Annotated in this window: 13 protein-coding genes and 2 tRNA genes; 12 read left to right on the top strand and 3 right to left on the bottom strand. The window is 69.7% G+C overall.

Annotated elements, in window-relative coordinates; genetic code table 11:
* Together recF and ACN28C_RS05510 are read left to right on the top strand one after the other, a co-directional pair.
* Nucleotides 1-1,176: a DNA replication/repair protein RecF gene (recF, locus tag ACN28C_RS05515; protein WP_422772484.1), complete on the top strand. Its 1,176-nt coding sequence runs from the start codon at nt 1-3 to the stop codon at nt 1,174-1,176.
* A gap of 73 nt (nt 1,177-1,249) precedes the next feature.
* Nucleotides 1,250-1,924, top strand: a complete 675-nt coding sequence (locus tag ACN28C_RS05510) for a DUF721 domain-containing protein (protein ID WP_422774538.1) — start codon at nt 1,250-1,252, stop codon at nt 1,922-1,924.
* Nucleotides 1,925-1,971: 47 nt separating this feature from the next.
* Here the strand turns inward: ACN28C_RS05510 and ACN28C_RS05505 are convergent, their stop codons facing one another.
* Nucleotides 1,972-2,526 carry a hypothetical protein gene (locus tag ACN28C_RS05505; protein WP_422772483.1) on the bottom strand — a complete coding sequence of 185 codons (555 nt, stop codon included), beginning with the start codon at nt 2,524-2,526 and terminating at the stop codon, nt 1,972-1,974.
* Nucleotides 2,527-3,124: 598 nt separating this feature from the next.
* Here ACN28C_RS05505 and gyrB point away from each other — a divergent pair.
* The 8 genes from gyrB (at nt 3,125) to ACN28C_RS05465 (ending at nt 11,166) form a co-directional block, all read left to right on the top strand.
* Entirely contained in the window at nt 3,125-5,068 is a 1,944-nt protein-coding gene (gene gyrB, locus ACN28C_RS05500) for a DNA topoisomerase (ATP-hydrolyzing) subunit B (RefSeq protein ID WP_422772482.1), read from the top strand.
* A 162-nt stretch (nt 5,069-5,230) separates the two neighbouring features.
* Entirely contained in the window at nt 5,231-8,791 is a 3,561-nt protein-coding gene (gene gyrA, locus ACN28C_RS05495) for an intein-containing DNA gyrase subunit A (RefSeq protein WP_422772481.1), read from the top strand.
* A gap of 162 nt (nt 8,792-8,953) precedes the next feature.
* A complete protein-coding gene (locus ACN28C_RS05490; RefSeq protein ID WP_422774537.1) occupies nt 8,954-9,859 on the top strand; it encodes a DUF3566 domain-containing protein in 906 nt (301 codons plus the stop codon).
* Between the two features lie 174 nt (nt 9,860-10,033).
* Nucleotides 10,034-10,107, top strand: a tRNA-Ile gene (locus tag ACN28C_RS05485).
* A gap of 43 nt (nt 10,108-10,150) precedes the next feature.
* Nucleotides 10,151-10,279: a DLW-39 family protein gene (locus ACN28C_RS05480; protein ID WP_234359542.1), complete on the top strand. Its 129-nt coding sequence runs from the start codon at nt 10,151-10,153 to the stop codon at nt 10,277-10,279.
* 48 nt (nt 10,280-10,327) lie between these two features.
* A tRNA-Ala gene (locus ACN28C_RS05475) sits at nt 10,328-10,400 on the top strand.
* A 113-nt stretch (nt 10,401-10,513) separates the two neighbouring features.
* A complete protein-coding gene (locus ACN28C_RS05470; protein ID WP_422772480.1) occupies nt 10,514-10,768 on the top strand; it encodes a FitA-like ribbon-helix-helix domain-containing protein in 255 nt (84 codons plus the stop codon).
* Entirely contained in the window at nt 10,765-11,166 is a 402-nt protein-coding gene (locus ACN28C_RS05465; RefSeq protein WP_422772479.1) for a type II toxin-antitoxin system VapC family toxin, read from the top strand. Before ACN28C_RS05470 ends, ACN28C_RS05465 begins: the two co-directional genes overlap by 4 nt.
* A gap of 231 nt (nt 11,167-11,397) precedes the next feature.
* Here ACN28C_RS05465 and ACN28C_RS05460 read toward each other — a convergent pair whose 3' ends face one another.
* Together ACN28C_RS05460 and ACN28C_RS05455 are read right to left on the bottom strand one after the other, a co-directional pair.
* Nucleotides 11,398-11,808, bottom strand: a complete 411-nt coding sequence (locus tag ACN28C_RS05460) for a type II toxin-antitoxin system VapC family toxin (RefSeq protein ID WP_422772478.1) — start codon at nt 11,806-11,808, stop codon at nt 11,398-11,400.
* Entirely contained in the window at nt 11,805-12,083 is a 279-nt protein-coding gene (locus ACN28C_RS05455; RefSeq protein ID WP_422772477.1) for a type II toxin-antitoxin system Phd/YefM family antitoxin, read from the bottom strand. The genes ACN28C_RS05460 and ACN28C_RS05455 overlap by 4 nt, the downstream gene beginning before the upstream one ends.
* A 291-nt stretch (nt 12,084-12,374) precedes the next feature.
* Here ACN28C_RS05455 and ACN28C_RS05450 point away from each other — a divergent pair, with 291 nt between their 5' ends.
* Both ACN28C_RS05450 and katG read left to right on the top strand, forming a co-directional pair.
* On the top strand, nt 12,375-12,815 hold the full coding sequence (locus ACN28C_RS05450) for a Fur family transcriptional regulator (protein WP_422774536.1): 441 nt from the start codon (nt 12,375-12,377) through the stop codon (nt 12,813-12,815).
* 51 nt (nt 12,816-12,866) lie between these two features.
* The gene (katG, locus tag ACN28C_RS05445) at nt 12,867-15,098 is read left to right on the top strand and encodes a catalase/peroxidase HPI (protein WP_422772476.1); all 2,232 of its coding nucleotides are present in this window, start codon (nt 12,867-12,869) and stop codon (nt 15,096-15,098) included.
* Nucleotides 15,099-15,178 lie beyond the last annotated feature (80 nt).

Here is a 15,178-nt window from a genome sequence, read left to right as displayed (position 1 = left end):
GTGTACGTCCGCCGGCTCGAACTGGTCGACTTCCGCTCGTACGAGCGGGTCGGGGTGGACCTGGAGCCGGGTGGGAACGTCTTCGTCGGCCCGAACGGGGTGGGCAAGACCAACCTCGTCGAGGCGCTCGGCTACGTGGCGACGCTCGCCAGCCATCGGGTCGCCACCGACGCCCCGCTGGTGCGGGCCGGCGCGGCGACCGGGGTGTTGCGGTGCGCGATCGTGCACGATGGCCGGGAGCTCCTGGTCGAGCTGGAGATCGCCCCCGGCCGGGCCAACCGGGCCCGGCTGAACCGCTCGCCGGCCCGGCGGGCCCGGGACGTGCTCGGCGCGCTGCGGCTGGTGCTCTTCGCCCCGGAGGATCTGGAACTGGTCCGGGGCGATCCGGCCGAGCGGCGCCGCTACCTCGACGACCTGCTGGTCACCCGGATGCCCCGGTACGCGGCGGTACGCGCCGACTACGATCGGGTGGTGAAACAGCGCAACGCGCTGCTGCGTACCGCCTATCTGGCCCGGAAGAGCGCCGGAGGGCGGGGCCGGTCGACCCGCACCGACGCCGAGCAACCGGCCGGGGGCGGTGGCGACCTGTCGACCCTGGCGGTCTGGGACGCCCACCTGGCCCGGCACGGTGCGGAACTGCTCGCCGGGCGGCTGGAGCTGGTCGCCGCCCTGGGGCCGCACGTGACCAAGGCGTACGACGCGGTGGCCGCCGGCCGGGGTGCGGCCGGGATCGCGTACCGCCCGTCGGTGGAACTGGCCGACCCGGCGCCGGACCGCTCGACGCTCGAGTCGGCCCTGCACGCCGCGCTCGCCGAGGCACGGCCGGCGGAGGTCGAGCGCGGGGTGACGCTGGTCGGCCCGCACCGCGACGAGCTGACCCTGACCCTCGGCACGCTGCCGGCCCGTGGCTACGCCAGTCACGGCGAGTCCTGGTCGTACGCGCTGGCGCTCCGGCTCGCCGCCTACGACCTGCTGCGCGCCGACGGTGTCGAGCCGGTGCTCGTGCTGGACGACGTCTTCGCCGAGCTGGACAGCGGCCGCCGGGAACGCCTCGCCGAGCTGGTGGTAGGCGCCAGCCAGCTCCTGGTCACCTGCGCGGTCGCCGACGACGTGCCGCAGGCCCTGCGCGGCGCCCGCTACGAGGTGGCGGACGGGCAGGTGCACCGTGTCCACTGATCCGGAGCCGCGCGGCTCGGCGGATCCCCCGGCCGCCCACCGCACCGGCAGGGACGATCGCACCGGCAGGGGGGTGGGCGCCGGCAACGACGAGCACGGTACCGAGGCCGCCCGCGGCGGCAATGGCGATCGCGGTGCCGAGCCCGCACACGCCGGTTCGCCGACGACCGACGGCGAGCACGGCGAGCTGGCCGGGCCGGCGTTGGCCCGGGCGGTCCTCGATGCCGCGCTGGCCCGGCGGAAGGCGTCCGGCCCGCGCCGGCGTACCCCCGGGAGGGCCGACCCGGACGCGGAGCCGGCGGCCGACGGCGCGCCCGGCGGTGCCGGCTCGGGCGGGCGTCCGGGCGGGTATCGGCGCCGGCCGCGTGGCTACTCCGGGCCGGGGCCCGACCCCCGGGATCCGCAACTCCTCGGTACGGTGCTGGCCCGGCTGGTCAAGGCCCGGGGTTGGCAGCAGCCGGCCGCCGAGGCGACGGTCTTCGGCGCCTGGGAGCGGGTGGTCGGCGCGGAGGTGGCGAAGCACAGCCGCCCGGTGAAGCTGGAGGACGGAGAGCTGACGGTCGAGGCGGAGTCGACGGCGTGGGCGACCCAGCTCCGGCTGCTGGCCGGATCGCTGCTGCGCCGGATCGCGGCCGAGGTCGGGCACGGCGTGGTCCGCCGACTGCACGTGCACGGCCCCACGGCGCCGTCCTGGTCCCGGGGCCCCCGGCGGGTACGCGGACGCGGCCCCCGGGACACCTACGGCTGACTCGCCGCACCCCTCCGGTCCCGGCCGGCCTGTCTGCCCGGCCTGTCTCAGGAGTCGGCGTAGACCGCGAAGCCGCGCTCGGCACAGCGGCGGTAGAAGCCGCCCAGCACCGCCAGCTCCGAGCGGGGGAAGCTCCACTGCGGCGGCGCCCCCGAATCGTCGCGCAGCGCATCGAGCCGGCTGTCCAGCCAGCGCAGCTGCTGGTCGGCGAGGCGGCCGTCGGCGAGCGCCGCCCGCAGCACGGCACTGACCGTGTCGAAGGTCACGATCTCGCCGTGCTCCCGATGCCCGTCGACGAAGCGCTCCAGACCGCCGGCGATCCAGGCACAGCCGTCCGGGTCGATCACCGGATCCTCGTCCTCGGCGGCCGCCTCGGTGGCGTAGAGCACACCGTCCAGGCCGAGTAACAGGTCGACCAACTCCGTGTAGGCGGTCGCCCGGACCGACCCGTTCTTGGCGATGTATCCGGCGAGCGCCGCCGTCGGCGCAGCCACCTCCGGGTCGTCGGCGAACTCGCCGAAGTCGACGAACTCGGCCGGAGCGACCGGATCGTAGAAGCGGCCGGTCCGCGGCCAGCGCACCGCGACGTTGTCCAGCCCCATCGGGCGTCACCTCTTCATACACCTGACGAAACCGGTCGTTCGGGGCGCCCGATGCACCTACCCGGCATCCCTGGCCACGGAGCTTACTTCCGGCGTCGTCAAGTTACGGCACCGCGCACCCTCGCGCGACCCCCGGATCCGGCGGCCCGGCCGGCACGGCCGCGACCACCGGTCGGGCCGGCCACGGCGGCGCCGCGCCGCGGAGCGGGCGGGACCCGGACGGTACGACGCATGCCGGAACCCGCCTGCGGTTCGACACCGCGCCTGTGGGGGGAGTCGTGGGAGCGGGGTACGGCCGCCTACGGAGGTCTGAGGCCGTCTCGCAGGGGTGCCGCATACCCAATATGTCATCTGGGCACAGTAAGATTGACGGTGAGACGACGACACGGCGTGGTGCAGGGATCCGGGTCAGGATGGTCCGGGCCGGCGCCGCGTCGGGTCCGAGCCGATCACGATCCGTGGGCAGCCACGGCGACCGGCACGTTTGACCGTACCCCGGAATGTTTCGTGGTGCCGGCCCACGTGCCTGTCGCGGGCCGCCCACCAAACCCGCGTCCCCGCGCCGACCGGCGTCGGGTGGCGCGAGAAAGTGGCCAAGGTGGCAGCGCAGAAGAAGCAGGAGTACGGCGCCGAGTCGATCACGGTCCTGGAGGGGCTGGAGGCCGTTCGCAAGCGGCCCGGTATGTACATCGGATCGACTGGTGAGCGCGGTCTGCACCACCTGGTCTGGGAGGTCGTGGACAACGCGGTGGACGAGGCGCTCGCCGGCTACTGCGACACCATCGAGGTGGTGCTGCTCGCCGACGGCGGTGTCCGGGTCACCGACAACGGCCGGGGTTTCCCGGTCGACCTGCACCCGAAGCTGAAGAAGCCGGGTGTCGAGGTGGCGCTGACCGTGCTGCACGCCGGCGGAAAGTTCGACGGCAAGGCGTACGCGGTCTCCGGCGGCCTGCACGGCGTCGGCGTGTCGGTGGTCAACGCGCTCTCCACCCGGATGTTCGTGGAGATCCACAAGGACGGTTACGTCTGGCGCCAGTCCTACACCAACTCCAAGCCCTCGCCGCTGGAGAAGGGCGAGACCACCAACACCACCGGTTCGTCGGTCGCCTTCTGGCCCGACCCGTCGGTCTTCGAGACCGTCGACTTCGTCTTCGAGACGATCTACCGGCGCATCCAGGAGTACGCCTTCCTCAACCGCGGTCTGACCATCCAGCTCCGCGACGAGCGGGTGCAGGAGGAGGACGGCAAGCCGCGCGAGGTGACCTTCTGCTACAAGGGCGGCATCGCCGATTTCGTGCGCCACCTCAACGCCTCCAAGAACCCGATCCACAAGACCGTGGTCGAGTTCGGCTCGGAGGAGGAGGGGATGTCGGTCGAGATCGCCATGCAGTGGAACGAGTCTTACGGCGAGTCGGTCTACACCTTCGCCAACACCATCAACACGCACGAGGGCGGCACCCACGAGGAGGGCTTCCGCGCCGCGCTGACCAGCGTCGTCAACCGGTACGGCACCGACAAGAAGCTGCTCAAGAGCGACGAGAAGCTCTCCGGCGAGGACATCCGGGAGGGGCTTGCGGCGATCATCTCGGTCAAGCTGACGAACCCGCAGTTCGAGGGGCAGACCAAGACGAAGCTCGGCAACACCCCGGTGAAGAGCTTCGTGCAGCGGGTCTGCAACGAGTGGCTGGTCGACTGGTTCGACCGGAACCCGGGTGAGGCCAAGCTGATCATCACCAAGGCGACCCAGGCCGCGCGGGCCCGGATCGCCGCGCAGCAGGCCCGCAAGCTGGCCCGGCGCAAGTCGCTGCTGGAGTCCGGGTCGATGCCGGGCAAGCTGGCCGACTGCCAGTCCACCGACCCGCGCGAGTCAGAGGTCTTCATCGTCGAGGGCGACTCGGCGGGCGGTTCGGCCAAGCAGGGCCGGGACCCGCGTACCCAGGCGATCCTGCCGATCCGGGGCAAGATTCTCAACGTGGAGAAGGCCCGGATCGACCGGGTGCTGAAGAACAACGAGGTCCAGGCGCTGATCACCGCGCTCGGCACCGGCATCCACGACGACTTCGACATCGAGAAGCTGCGCTACCACAAGATCGTGCTGATGGCCGACGCCGACGTCGACGGCCAGCACATCCAGACGCTGCTGCTCACCCTGCTCTTCCGGTTCATGCGTCCGCTGGTCGAGCTGGGGCACGTCTACCTCGCCGCACCACCGCTTTACAAGATCAAATGGAACCGCAAGGGCGACGACGCCCAGTACGCCTACTCCGACCGGGAGCGGGACGGGCTGATCGCGCTCCGGCAGCAGAAGAAGCCGAACGCCAAGCCGGACGACATCCAGCGGTTCAAGGGTCTGGGCGAGATGAACTACCCGGAGCTGTGGGAGACCACGATGAACCCGGCGACGCGTACGCTGCGTCAGGTCACCCTCGACGACGCGGCGACCGCCGACGAGTTGTTCAGCGTGCTGATGGGCGAGGACGTGGAGGCACGCCGCTCGTTCATCCAGCGCAACGCCAAGGACGTGCGCTTCCTCGACATCTGACGGCGGCCGGCGGTCCCGGCGCCGGTGGGCCGGACGGGTCAGGACCGACCCGGCCGAACGGCCTACCGGGGTCGCCGTTCCACACAGTTATCCACAGCTTCCGCGGTTTCCACAGCCGTTATCCACAGCGGATTGCGGCATTGAGTCTGATAAGGGTTGACAGTGACGGATACTCCCGAGTCCTCCGCCAACGAGTCGGAGCAGGAGGCGATTGCCGCCGTCGTGGCGCACGACCGGATCGAGCCGGTCGGGCTCGAGGTGGAGATGCAGCGCTCCTACCTCGACTACGCGATGAGCGTGATCGTCGGGCGGGCGTTGCCGGACGTACGGGACGGGCTGAAGCCCGTGCACCGCAAGATCCTCTACGCCATGTTCGACTCCGGCTACCGACCGGACCGGGGGTACGTGAAGTGCTCCCGGGTGGTCGGCGACGTGATGGGCCAGTTCCACCCGCACGGTGACTCGGCGATCTACGACGCGCTGGTCCGGATGGCCCAGACCTGGTCGCTGCGCTACCCGCTGGTCGACGGCAACGGCAACTTTGGTTCGCCCGGAAATGATCCAGCTGCGGCGATGCGTTACTGCATGACCGGAGATGCCCGAGTTCGTACCGCCGAGGGATCGGTCCGGATCGACCAGATCGTTCCCGACGCCACGCCCAGCTCCGAGACCGACATCGACCTCAAGGTTCGGGACCGCAACGGCGAGCTGGTCCGCGCCTCGAAGTTCTTCCACTCCGGCGAGCACCCCACGTTGCGGTTGCGCACCCGCGAGGGCTACGAGCTGACCGGTACGCACAACCACCCGGTGCTCTGCCTGGTGCGGGTGGCCGGGGTGCCGACCCTGCTCTGGAAGCTGCTCGCCGAGGTCCGTCCCGCCGACCGGGTGGTGTTGCAGCGGACGGTCCCGGACGAGATCGGTTACCCGATGCTGGAGCACGTCGAGGTGGCCGTGCAGGCCGCGCGGAGTGCGGCGAAGTTCGTGCCGGAGTTCGTCTGGCAGGGGCCGGCGGCGGTCAAGCGGGCCTTCCTCCAGGCACTCTTCGAGGGCGACGGCCTGTCGTCGCTGGCCCGCGACACCATCCAGATCTCGTACTCCACCCAAAGTGAGCGGCTGGCCCGCGAGGTCCAGCAACTGCTGCTCGAGTTCGGCGTGGTCAGCCGACAGTGCCGGTACGACAGCGGCGAGATCAAGGTCGTGGTGACGAACGGCCGGGACGCCCGGCTCTTCGCCCGGCACGTCGGCTTCCTCGGCCGCAAGCAGGCGAAACTGGAGTCCGAGCTGGCCAGCGTGCCGACGAGCAGCACGACGCTTGCCAGTGACCACGTGCCGTACGTCGGCGAGTTCATCCGGGAGCACGGCGCGCAGCGCTGGACCGAGCGGGACTGGCTGCGCCGGCACAACGTCGACCGGGTCGAGCGGTGGGAGCGGGACCGAGCCGAGATCGCGGCCCGGATCACCGACCGGGAGGTGCTGGACGTCGTCGAACCGCTGGTCGACGGCCGGTTCTACTACGCCGAGGTCACGGACGTGACCGACGCGGGCGTGCAACCGGTCTACAGCCTGCGGATCGACACCGACGATCACTCCTTTGTCAGCGACGGGTTCGTCAGCCACAACACCGAGTGCAAGCTCGACCCGCTGGCCATGGAGATGCTGCGGGACATCGACGAGGACACCGTCGACTTCCAGGACAACTACGACGGTCGGGCCAAGGAGCCCACGATCCTGCCGTCGCGGATCCCGAACCTGCTGGTGAACGGCTCCGAGGGCATCGCGGTCGGCATGGCGACCAAGATCCCGCCGCACAACCTGCGGGAGATCGCCCAGGCCGTGCAGTGGTGCCTGGAGCACCCGGACGACGACGAGACGACGACGCTCGACGCGCTGCTCGGGATCGTCAAGGGGCCGGACTTCCCGACCCACGGGCTGATCGTGGGGACCACCCCGATCCAGGAGGCGTACCGGACCGGGCGCGGCTCGATCCGGATGCGTGCGGTGGTGGAGGTCGAGGAGGACAAGAAGGGCCGGACGAGCCTGGTCGTCACCGAGCTGCCGTACCAGGTCAACCCCGACAACCTGGCCGAGCGGATCGCCGAGCTGATCAAGGAGGGGAAGCTCGCCGGGATCGCCGACATCCGGGACGAGTCCTCCGGGCGTACCGGTATGCGGATCGTGCTGGTGCTCAAGCGCGACGCCGTCGCGAAGGTGGTGCTGAACAACCTCTACAAGCACACCCAGCTCCAGGAGACCTTCGGCGCCAACATGCTGGCCCTGGTCGACGGGGTGCCGCGCACGCTCAACCTGGCCCAGTTCATCCGCTACTACGTCGACCACCAGATCGACGTGATCCGGCGGCGGACGGCGTACCGGTTGCGCAAGGCCGAGGAGCGGGCGCACATCCTGCGCGGTCTGGTCAAGGCGCTGGACGCTCTCGACGAGGTCATCGCGTTGATCCGACGCTCGCCGACGGTGGAGGAGGCCCGGCAGGGGCTGATCCAGCTGCTCGACATCGACGAGGTGCAGGCGACGGCGATCCTGGACATGCAGCTCCGCCGGCTCGCCGCGCTGGAGCGCCAGAAGATCATCGACGAGCTTGCCAAGATCGAGCTGGAGATCGCCGATCTCAAGGACATCCTGGCCAAGCCGGAGCGGCAGCGGAGGATCATCTCCGAGGAGCTCGGCGAGATCGTGACCAAGTGGGGCGACGAGCGGCGGACCAAGATCGTGCCCTTCGAGGGCGAGGTCTCGATGGAGGACCTGATCGCCCGCGAGGACGTGGTGGTCACCATCACCCGCACCGGGTACGCCAAGCGGACCAAGGTCGACCTCTACCGCTCACAGCGCCGGGGCGGCAAGGGGGTCAGTGGTGCGACGCTGCGCCAGGACGATATCGTCAGCAACTTCTTCGTCTGCTCCACGCACGACTGGATGCTCTTCTTCACCAATAAGGGGAGGGTCTATCGGGCCAAGGCGTACGAGTTGCCGGAGGCCAGTAGGGTGGCGAGAGGCCAGCACGTGGCCAATCTGCTCGCCTTCCAGCCGGACGAGCAGATCGCCCAGGTGATCGAGATTCCGGACTACCAGGTGGCGCCGTACCTGGTCCTGGCCACCAGGAAGGGTCTGGTGAAGAAGACGAGGTTGGAGGAGTTCGATTCCAACCGCTCCGGCGGCATCATCGCGATCAACCTCCGCGACGAGGACGAACTGGTCGGGGCGGCGCTGGCGGGGCCCGAGGACGATCTCCTCCTGGTCTCCAAGAAGGCGCAGGCGATCCGGTTCGGCGCCACCGACGAGGCGCTCCGGCCGATGGGTCGGGCCACCTCCGGTGTGATCGGGATGCGGTTCACCGACGACGACGTCCTGCTGGCGATGGAGGTGGTCCGCGAGGGCATGGACCTGGATGTCCTCGTGGCGACCAACGGGGGGTACGCGAAACGTACGCCCATCGAGGAATACCCCGTGCAGGGTAGGGGAGGTAAAGGGGTGCTGACCGCGAAGATCACCGAGCGCCGCGGCGGTCTGGTCGGCGCGGTCGTCATCAGCCCGGACGACGAGTTGTTTGCGATCACCAGCAACGGCGGCGTGATCCGGACTCCGGTGAAGCCTGTACGCCGAACGCGTGACCGGAACACAATGGGGGTCAAACTGATGGACCTACCAGATGGCGTGACCATCGTGGCGATTGCTCGCAATGCCGACGAGCCTGACGAACAGGACTAGTTGATGACGGAGACACAGGCGAAGTCGGGGGCTGCGGGGACCTCGGCCAATCCGGTCGACGAGGAGGCCGCCTCCGGCGGCGCCGCGACCGGACGCGCGGCCGTCGGCCGGGCGATGGTCAGCGCCGACACGCCGTCCCCAAAGTTCACCCGGGCGCCGGGCATGCCGCCGCCACCCGACCAGCTTCCCGAGGAGCCGGCCGCTTCCTCGGCGGGTGCGGCCGAGGGCGGCTCGTCGGCGTCGGGCACGGAAGAAGCCGGGACCGCCGCGACGTCTCCGGCGGCGACCGGTTCGGCGTCTCCGGTCACCGGCACGAGCCGGTCCGGTCAGGTTGGCAAGGCTGATTCGACCACGACCGGCCGGCTGGAGCAGCCGGGTTCGCCGGACCGCACCGAGCGGTTGCCGGGCCGGTCCGATCGGCCCGGTTCCGCAGGGAGCGCCGGCGCCGAGTCGACGCAGCCGATCTCGGGTGGTGCTTCGCCCGGCGCGTTCCGGCCGGGCCGGGCCGGTGGCGGAGCCCCGTCCGCCGGCACCAGCCGGTTCGGCCTCGGCGGTCCGGCGGCGCGGCCGACCACCGGTGCCCCCGGCGGCGCCGGGGCCGGTGCCCCCGGCGGGCCCGCCGGCGGTGCCGTCGGTGCGGCCCGGGTGACCGAGGCCGTTCGCGCCGCCCGTAGCACCGTCAGTTCCGCCGCCTCCCGGGGGCCCCGCCGCGCCCGGCTGAACCTGAAGCGGATCGACCCCTGGTCCGTGATGAAGTTCTCCTTCGCGGTCTCGCTGGTGCTCTTCATCGTGGTGATCGTCGCAACCTCGGTGCTCTACCTGGCGCTCGACGCGATGGGCGTCTTCGACAGCGTGAACAGCACACTGACCGACATGATCAGTGCGAGTGGCGGGCAGGGCGGCGACACCTTCCAGATCACCGCCCGGGGCGTCATCCTCACCTCCGGCCTGATCGGCCTGGTGAACGTGGTGTTGTTCACCGCGCTCGCCACCCTCGGTGCATTCATCTACAACGTCTGCGCGGACCTGGTCGGTGGGGTCGAGCTGACCCTCGCCGAGCGGGACTGAGCGGACGCCATCAGGCTTCTAAACGCCGGGGCCGCCACCGTAAAGCGGTGGCCCCGGCGTTCGTCGTTCCAGTATGGTCTGCGTCGTGCCTGGTGGGATGGGTGCGGCTCCGATCCGGCGCCCCCCGAGTTGGGGACGACGCGACGGGTACGGTAACCTTGCTCGTCGCAACGGGGGGCTATAGCTCAGTCGGTTAGAGCGCAGAGCTGATAACTCTGAGGTCGATGGTTCGATTCCATCTAGCCCCACTTCATACCGTCCGACGGCTCGTCGAGCGTAAGGATGCGTCCCATGTTGAAGAAGATCCTGCTCGTTGTCGGCGTCGTGGGTGTCGCGGCCCTCGTCTACAAGAAGGTCAGGGAATCCAACGACGAGCGTGCCCTCTGGCACGAGGCCACCACCGCACCCGACCTGCGGTAGTTCCCCCGCCGGATGCCGTCGTCGCCGAGGCGTCGTCGTCCTGGGCCCGGGGCCGTAGCTCAACTGGCAGAGCACTGCCTTTGCAAGGCAGGGGTTAGGGGTTCGAGTCCCCTCGGCTCCACGGACTTCTCTGAACGGCGGTGCTTCGCCGTGTCGCAGGCGTCATGCGAACCGGTTGATCGAATCCTCGAGCCTTTCCTGGCGAGCGGGTGATGCTGCATGCATAATGAATGCATGGTTGCTCTCCAGATTCGGGACGTGCCGGAAGACGTACGAGACGCCCTGGCAGCGCAGGCCAAGGCGCGCGGGCAGTCACTCCAGGCGTACCTGTTGGATCTGGTGGAGACCCAGGCTCGGCGGCTGCGCAACACCGCGGCCCTTGATCGCTTTGCCGGCCGATCGGACGGTGCTCGCTCCCTACCGGGGGAGAGCGTGGCCGAGTTGAATGACCAGCGGGAGCAGCGCGGACCACGGGGAACCGCCGAATGATCGTCGTCGATGCGTCGGTTCTGGCCGACGCCCTGGTCGACGACGGGCCGGTCGGCGACGCGGCGCGGGCGGAGCTGACCGGTGATCCGCACTGGGCCGCACCGAGCCATCTTCTGGTCGAGGTCATGTCGGTGATCAGAGGCAAGGTCCTCGGTGGGAAGCTCGGCCTTGCCCGGGCTCAGGAGGCGATCGGCACCCTGCCCTCGTTGGTCATCGATGAGGTTGCCATCGCAATGCTGCTCGACCGAGTGTGGCAGTTGCGGGGCAATGTCACGGCGTACGACGCGGCTTACGTCGCGGCGGCGGAGTTGTTGGCCTGCCCACTCGTGACCGGTGATGGTCGGCTCGCCAAGGCCAGCGGCGTCCGCTGCGAGTTCCGACTGCTCGCGGTGTCCTGACGGTGACCGCCCGAGGATCATCGGCCTGACGCCCTCGGGCCGGACAACCTGAGTGGAAGCGGATCACCGTCGATCGTCGCGGGCTGGTTCGCATGGTGGTACCTCCGGCCCACCGAAACGGATACCCAAACGGAGGGGTGCAAGGTGGCAGAAGCGCAGGCCATGGTCGATGCCGTGGCCGCACTGCCGGGCGGCGGCCGGAACCTTGCACCCGGGTGGTGGATTCGTGGGTCAGTTCTGGCCAGGGCTTGCTACGGGTAGTCCTGCTTCTTTCGCGCATTCGAGCAGCCGCCGATCGTAGGTGACGAAGGCGGTCAGTGCTGCGCCGGACTCGTTGGTCAGCACTTGGGCAGTGGCCAAGTGGATGGCGTCGAGGCTGCAGAGCGTCGGCTCGGCGAACGCGGCTGCGGTCGCGCGGATCGTACCGTCGATCTCCAGTCGGAAAAGCCGTCCGACGGCGGCCGGCACTCCGATCAACGCTTGCGGAGCTGATCGGCGCAGCGCTCTGGGCACTTCCACCTCGACGAGAGCGGAGGAGACCAGCGGCACGTCTTCGTGCTTGTTCAGCCAGGAGACAAGGTCGGCACTGCACATTTCCTGCCGAACCAGCTTGACGACGGCAGCTGAATCGAGATAGATCACCAGCGCTCCTCGTCACGCATCGCGGCGAGGGAGGCCGCCACGTCCACCTCTTCGTCACCGAGTTTTGGCGGAAGTGGCACAGAGCCGCCGCCGGTGGGGGCGACGGCTCGTCCTGCCGCTACCAGCTTGGCCAGAATCGACCTGTCGTCGCCTACCGGAACAAGTCGGGCGATCGGGTGTCCGCGGTCGGTGATCTCGACGGTCTCGCCGCCCCTTACCCGGGCCAGAACCTGGCTCGTGTTCTGGTTCAGCTCCCGGACACCGATGCGTTCCATGGACACGAGTGTAGAACTAAATGTTCTACGTTTCTGCCTTCTGGCGTCATCTGGGCTGCCGGTTCGCCGACCAGAGAGGTCGACGAGGTCCAGGCCATGGTGACTGGCCCGGCTGCCGGCGGGTGAAATGGGGAAGTGTCCGCGTGTGACGCACGTTGAGGTCTGGACGCCCCTCCTGCCCAGTATGCGACGTGCAGGCGCTGTTCTTCGCACGTCGACGGGCTTGCGGGTGACGTTCGGCCCATAATCTTGACTCATTCCAGAAAAGCGGCCAGACTTCACGGCGTGCCCCTGGCTCCGGAACTCCACGAGGTGCTGCGCGGGGCCGCGTTGCGGGTGACCCGTCCTCGGTTGTCCGTGCTCAACGCGGTATACGCGCATCCGCACGCCGACACGGAATCGATCATCAGTGCCGTTCGCGGCGATCTCCCGGACGTCTCCCAGCAGGCCGTCTACGACTCGCTGCACGCGCTGACCGCCGCCGGCCTGGTGCGGCGCATCCAGCCGTCCGGCTCACCGGCCCGCTACGAGGCTCGGGTCGGCGACAACCACCACCACCTCGTGTGCCGGTCCTGCGGTCTCATCGCCGACGTCGACCGCGCTGTCGGCGAGGCGCCCTGCCTGAGCACCTCCCACCCAAGCACCTCCGGCCACGGCGGCTTCGCCGTCGACGAGGCCGAGGTCATCTACTGGGGGACCTGTCCCGGCTGCACCACCAGGGGCAACTCCTGATTCCTCTGCCGATCCCATCGTCCCGATCCGCCACGCCATGGAAGGAACCCGATGTCCGAGAACCACGACGCCGTCGTACACGACGCGGAGGCGGGCAGCGAGTCCCGCTGCCCGGTCGCGCACGGACGCGCCCCGCACCCCACCCAGGGTGGCGGGAACCGCGGCTGGTGGCCGAACCAGCTCAACCTGAAGATCCTCGCCAAGAACCCCGCCGTGGCAAACCCGCTCGGCGACCAGTTCAACTACGCCGAGGCGTTCAAGAGCCTCGACCTCGCCGCCGTGAAGCGGGACATCGCGGAGCTGCTGGCGACCTCGCAGGAGTGGTGGCCCGCCGACTTCGGCCACTATGGTCCGTTCATGATCCGGATGGCGTGGCACAGCGCCGGTACGTACCGGATCAGCGACGGCCGGGGCGGCGCCGGCGCCGGGCAGCAGCGTTTCGCGCCGCTCAACAGCTGGCCGGACAACGGAAACCTGGACAAGGCGCGGCGCCTGCTCTGGCCGGTCAAGAAGAAGTACGGCCAGCAGATCTCCTGGGCAGACCTCATGATCCTCACCGGCAACGTCGCCCTGGAGTCGATGGGCTTCAAGACCTTCGGCTTCGCCGGCGGCCGTCCCGACGTCTGGGAGGCTGACGAGGACGTCTACTGGGGGCCGGAGACCACCTGGCTCGGCGACGAACGCTACACCGGCGACCGTGAGCTGGAGAACCCGCTCGCCGCGGTGCAGATGGGCCTCATCTACGTCAACCCGGAGGGCCCGAACGGCAACCCGGACCCGATCGCGGCGGCGCGGGACATCCGGGAGACGTTCCGCCGGATGGGCATGAACGACGAGGAGACCGTCGCCCTGATCGCCGGCGGCCACACCTTCGGCAAGACCCACGGCGCGGGCACCACCGACCACGTCGGCCCGGAACCCGAGGCCGCCCCGATCGAGGAGCAGGGACTGGGCTGGCGGAACAGCTTCGGCACCGGCAAGGGCGGGGACACCATCACCAGCGGTCTGGAGGTCACCTGGACCACCACGCCGACGACGTGGACCAACAACTTCTTCTGGAACCTCTTCGGGTACGAGTGGGAGCTGACCAAGAGCCCGGCCGGCGCGCACCAGTGGAAGCCCAAGCACCGCGCCGGTGAGGGCACCGTCCCCGACGCGCACGACCCGGCGAAGCGGCACGCCCCGGGCATGCTCACGACCGACCTCGCGCTCCGCTTCGACCCGGTCTACGAGCAGATCTCGCGGCGGTTCATGGAGAACCCCGACGAGTTCGCCGACGCGTTCGCGCGGGCCTGGTTCAAGCTGACCCACCGCGACATGGGCCCGATCCAGCGCTACCTCGGCCCCGAGGTCCCCGCCGAGACGCTGGTCTGGCAGGACCCCGTTCCGGCGCTGGACCACGAGCTCGTCGACGTCGACGACGTCGCCGCCCTCAAGGACCGGATCCTCGCCTCCGGGCTGTCGGTGTCGCAGCTCGTCTCCACCGCCTGGGCGTCGGCGTCGACGTTCCGCGGCGGCGACAAGCGCGGCGGCGCGAACGGGGCGCGGATCCGCCTCCAGCCGCAGAACAGCTGGGAGGTCAACAACCCCGACGAGCTGGCGAGGGTGCTGCACACTCTGGAGGGGATCCAGCAGTCCTTCAACACCGCCCAGACCGGCGGCAAGCGGGTCTCCCTCGCCGACCTGATCGTGCTGGCCGGCTCGGCCGCCGTCGAGCAGGCGGCCCGGGACGCCGGTTACCCGGTCGAGGTCCCGTTCACGCCGGGGCGCACCGACGCGTCGCAGGAGCAGACCGACGTGGAGTCCTTCGCCGCGATGGAGCCGGCCGCCGACGGGTTCCGCAACTACCTCGGCAAGGGCGTACGACTGCCCGCCGAGTTCCTCCTGGTCGACAGGGCGAACCTGCTCACCCTGAGCGCACCCGAGATGACGGTGCTGGTCGGCGGTCTCCGGGTCCTCGGCGCCAACTACCAGCAGTCGCCGCTCGGTGTCCTCACCAGCACCCCCGGGGTGCTGACCAACGACTTCTTCGTCAACCTGCTCGACCTGGGTACGACGTGGAAGCCGACCTCCGAGGAGGCCAGCACCTTCGAGGGTCGTGACTCGGCCACCGGCGAGGTCAGGTGGACCGGCAGCCGGGCCGACCTGGTCTTCGGGTCGCACTCGGAACTGCGCGCCCTCGCCGAGGTCTACGCGGGCGACGACGCGCGGGAGAAGTTCGTACAGGACTTCGTCGCCGCGTGGGTGAAGGTGATGAACCTCGACCGGTTCGACCTGGTCTGAGTCCCGAGTCCGTGCCGTCCAGGCCGGCCCACCCGGCCGGCCTGGACGTGTGACGGCGCACCCCGCGATGTTCTCCGCGG

This window comes from Plantactinospora sp. WMMC1484, assembly GCF_049315195.1.
Taxonomy (GTDB): domain Bacteria; phylum Actinomycetota; class Actinomycetes; order Mycobacteriales; family Micromonosporaceae; genus Plantactinospora.
The sequence above is the reverse complement of the archived record's forward strand: the minus strand, read 5'-3'. Positions and strand labels throughout refer to the sequence as shown.

Coding starts and splice junctions, on each gene's coding strand:
- ACN28C_RS05505 (WP_422772483.1), bottom strand. CDS start 2,526: ATGGGGCTGGACAACGTCGCGGTGCGCTGGCCGCGGACCGGCCGCTTC.
- ACN28C_RS05490 (WP_422774537.1), top strand. CDS start 8,954: ATGCCGCCGCCACCCGACCAGCTTCCCGAGGAGCCGGCCGCTTCCTCG.
- ACN28C_RS05480 (WP_234359542.1), top strand. CDS start 10,151: ATGTTGAAGAAGATCCTGCTCGTTGTCGGCGTCGTGGGTGTCGCGGCC.
- ACN28C_RS05470 (WP_422772480.1), top strand. CDS start 10,514: ATGGTTGCTCTCCAGATTCGGGACGTGCCGGAAGACGTACGAGACGCC.
- ACN28C_RS05465 (WP_422772479.1), top strand. CDS start 10,765: ATGATCGTCGTCGATGCGTCGGTTCTGGCCGACGCCCTGGTCGACGAC.
- ACN28C_RS05455 (WP_422772477.1), bottom strand. CDS start 12,083: ATGGAACGCATCGGTGTCCGGGAGCTGAACCAGAACACGAGCCAGGTT.
- katG (WP_422772476.1), top strand. CDS start 12,867: ATGTCCGAGAACCACGACGCCGTCGTACACGACGCGGAGGCGGGCAGC.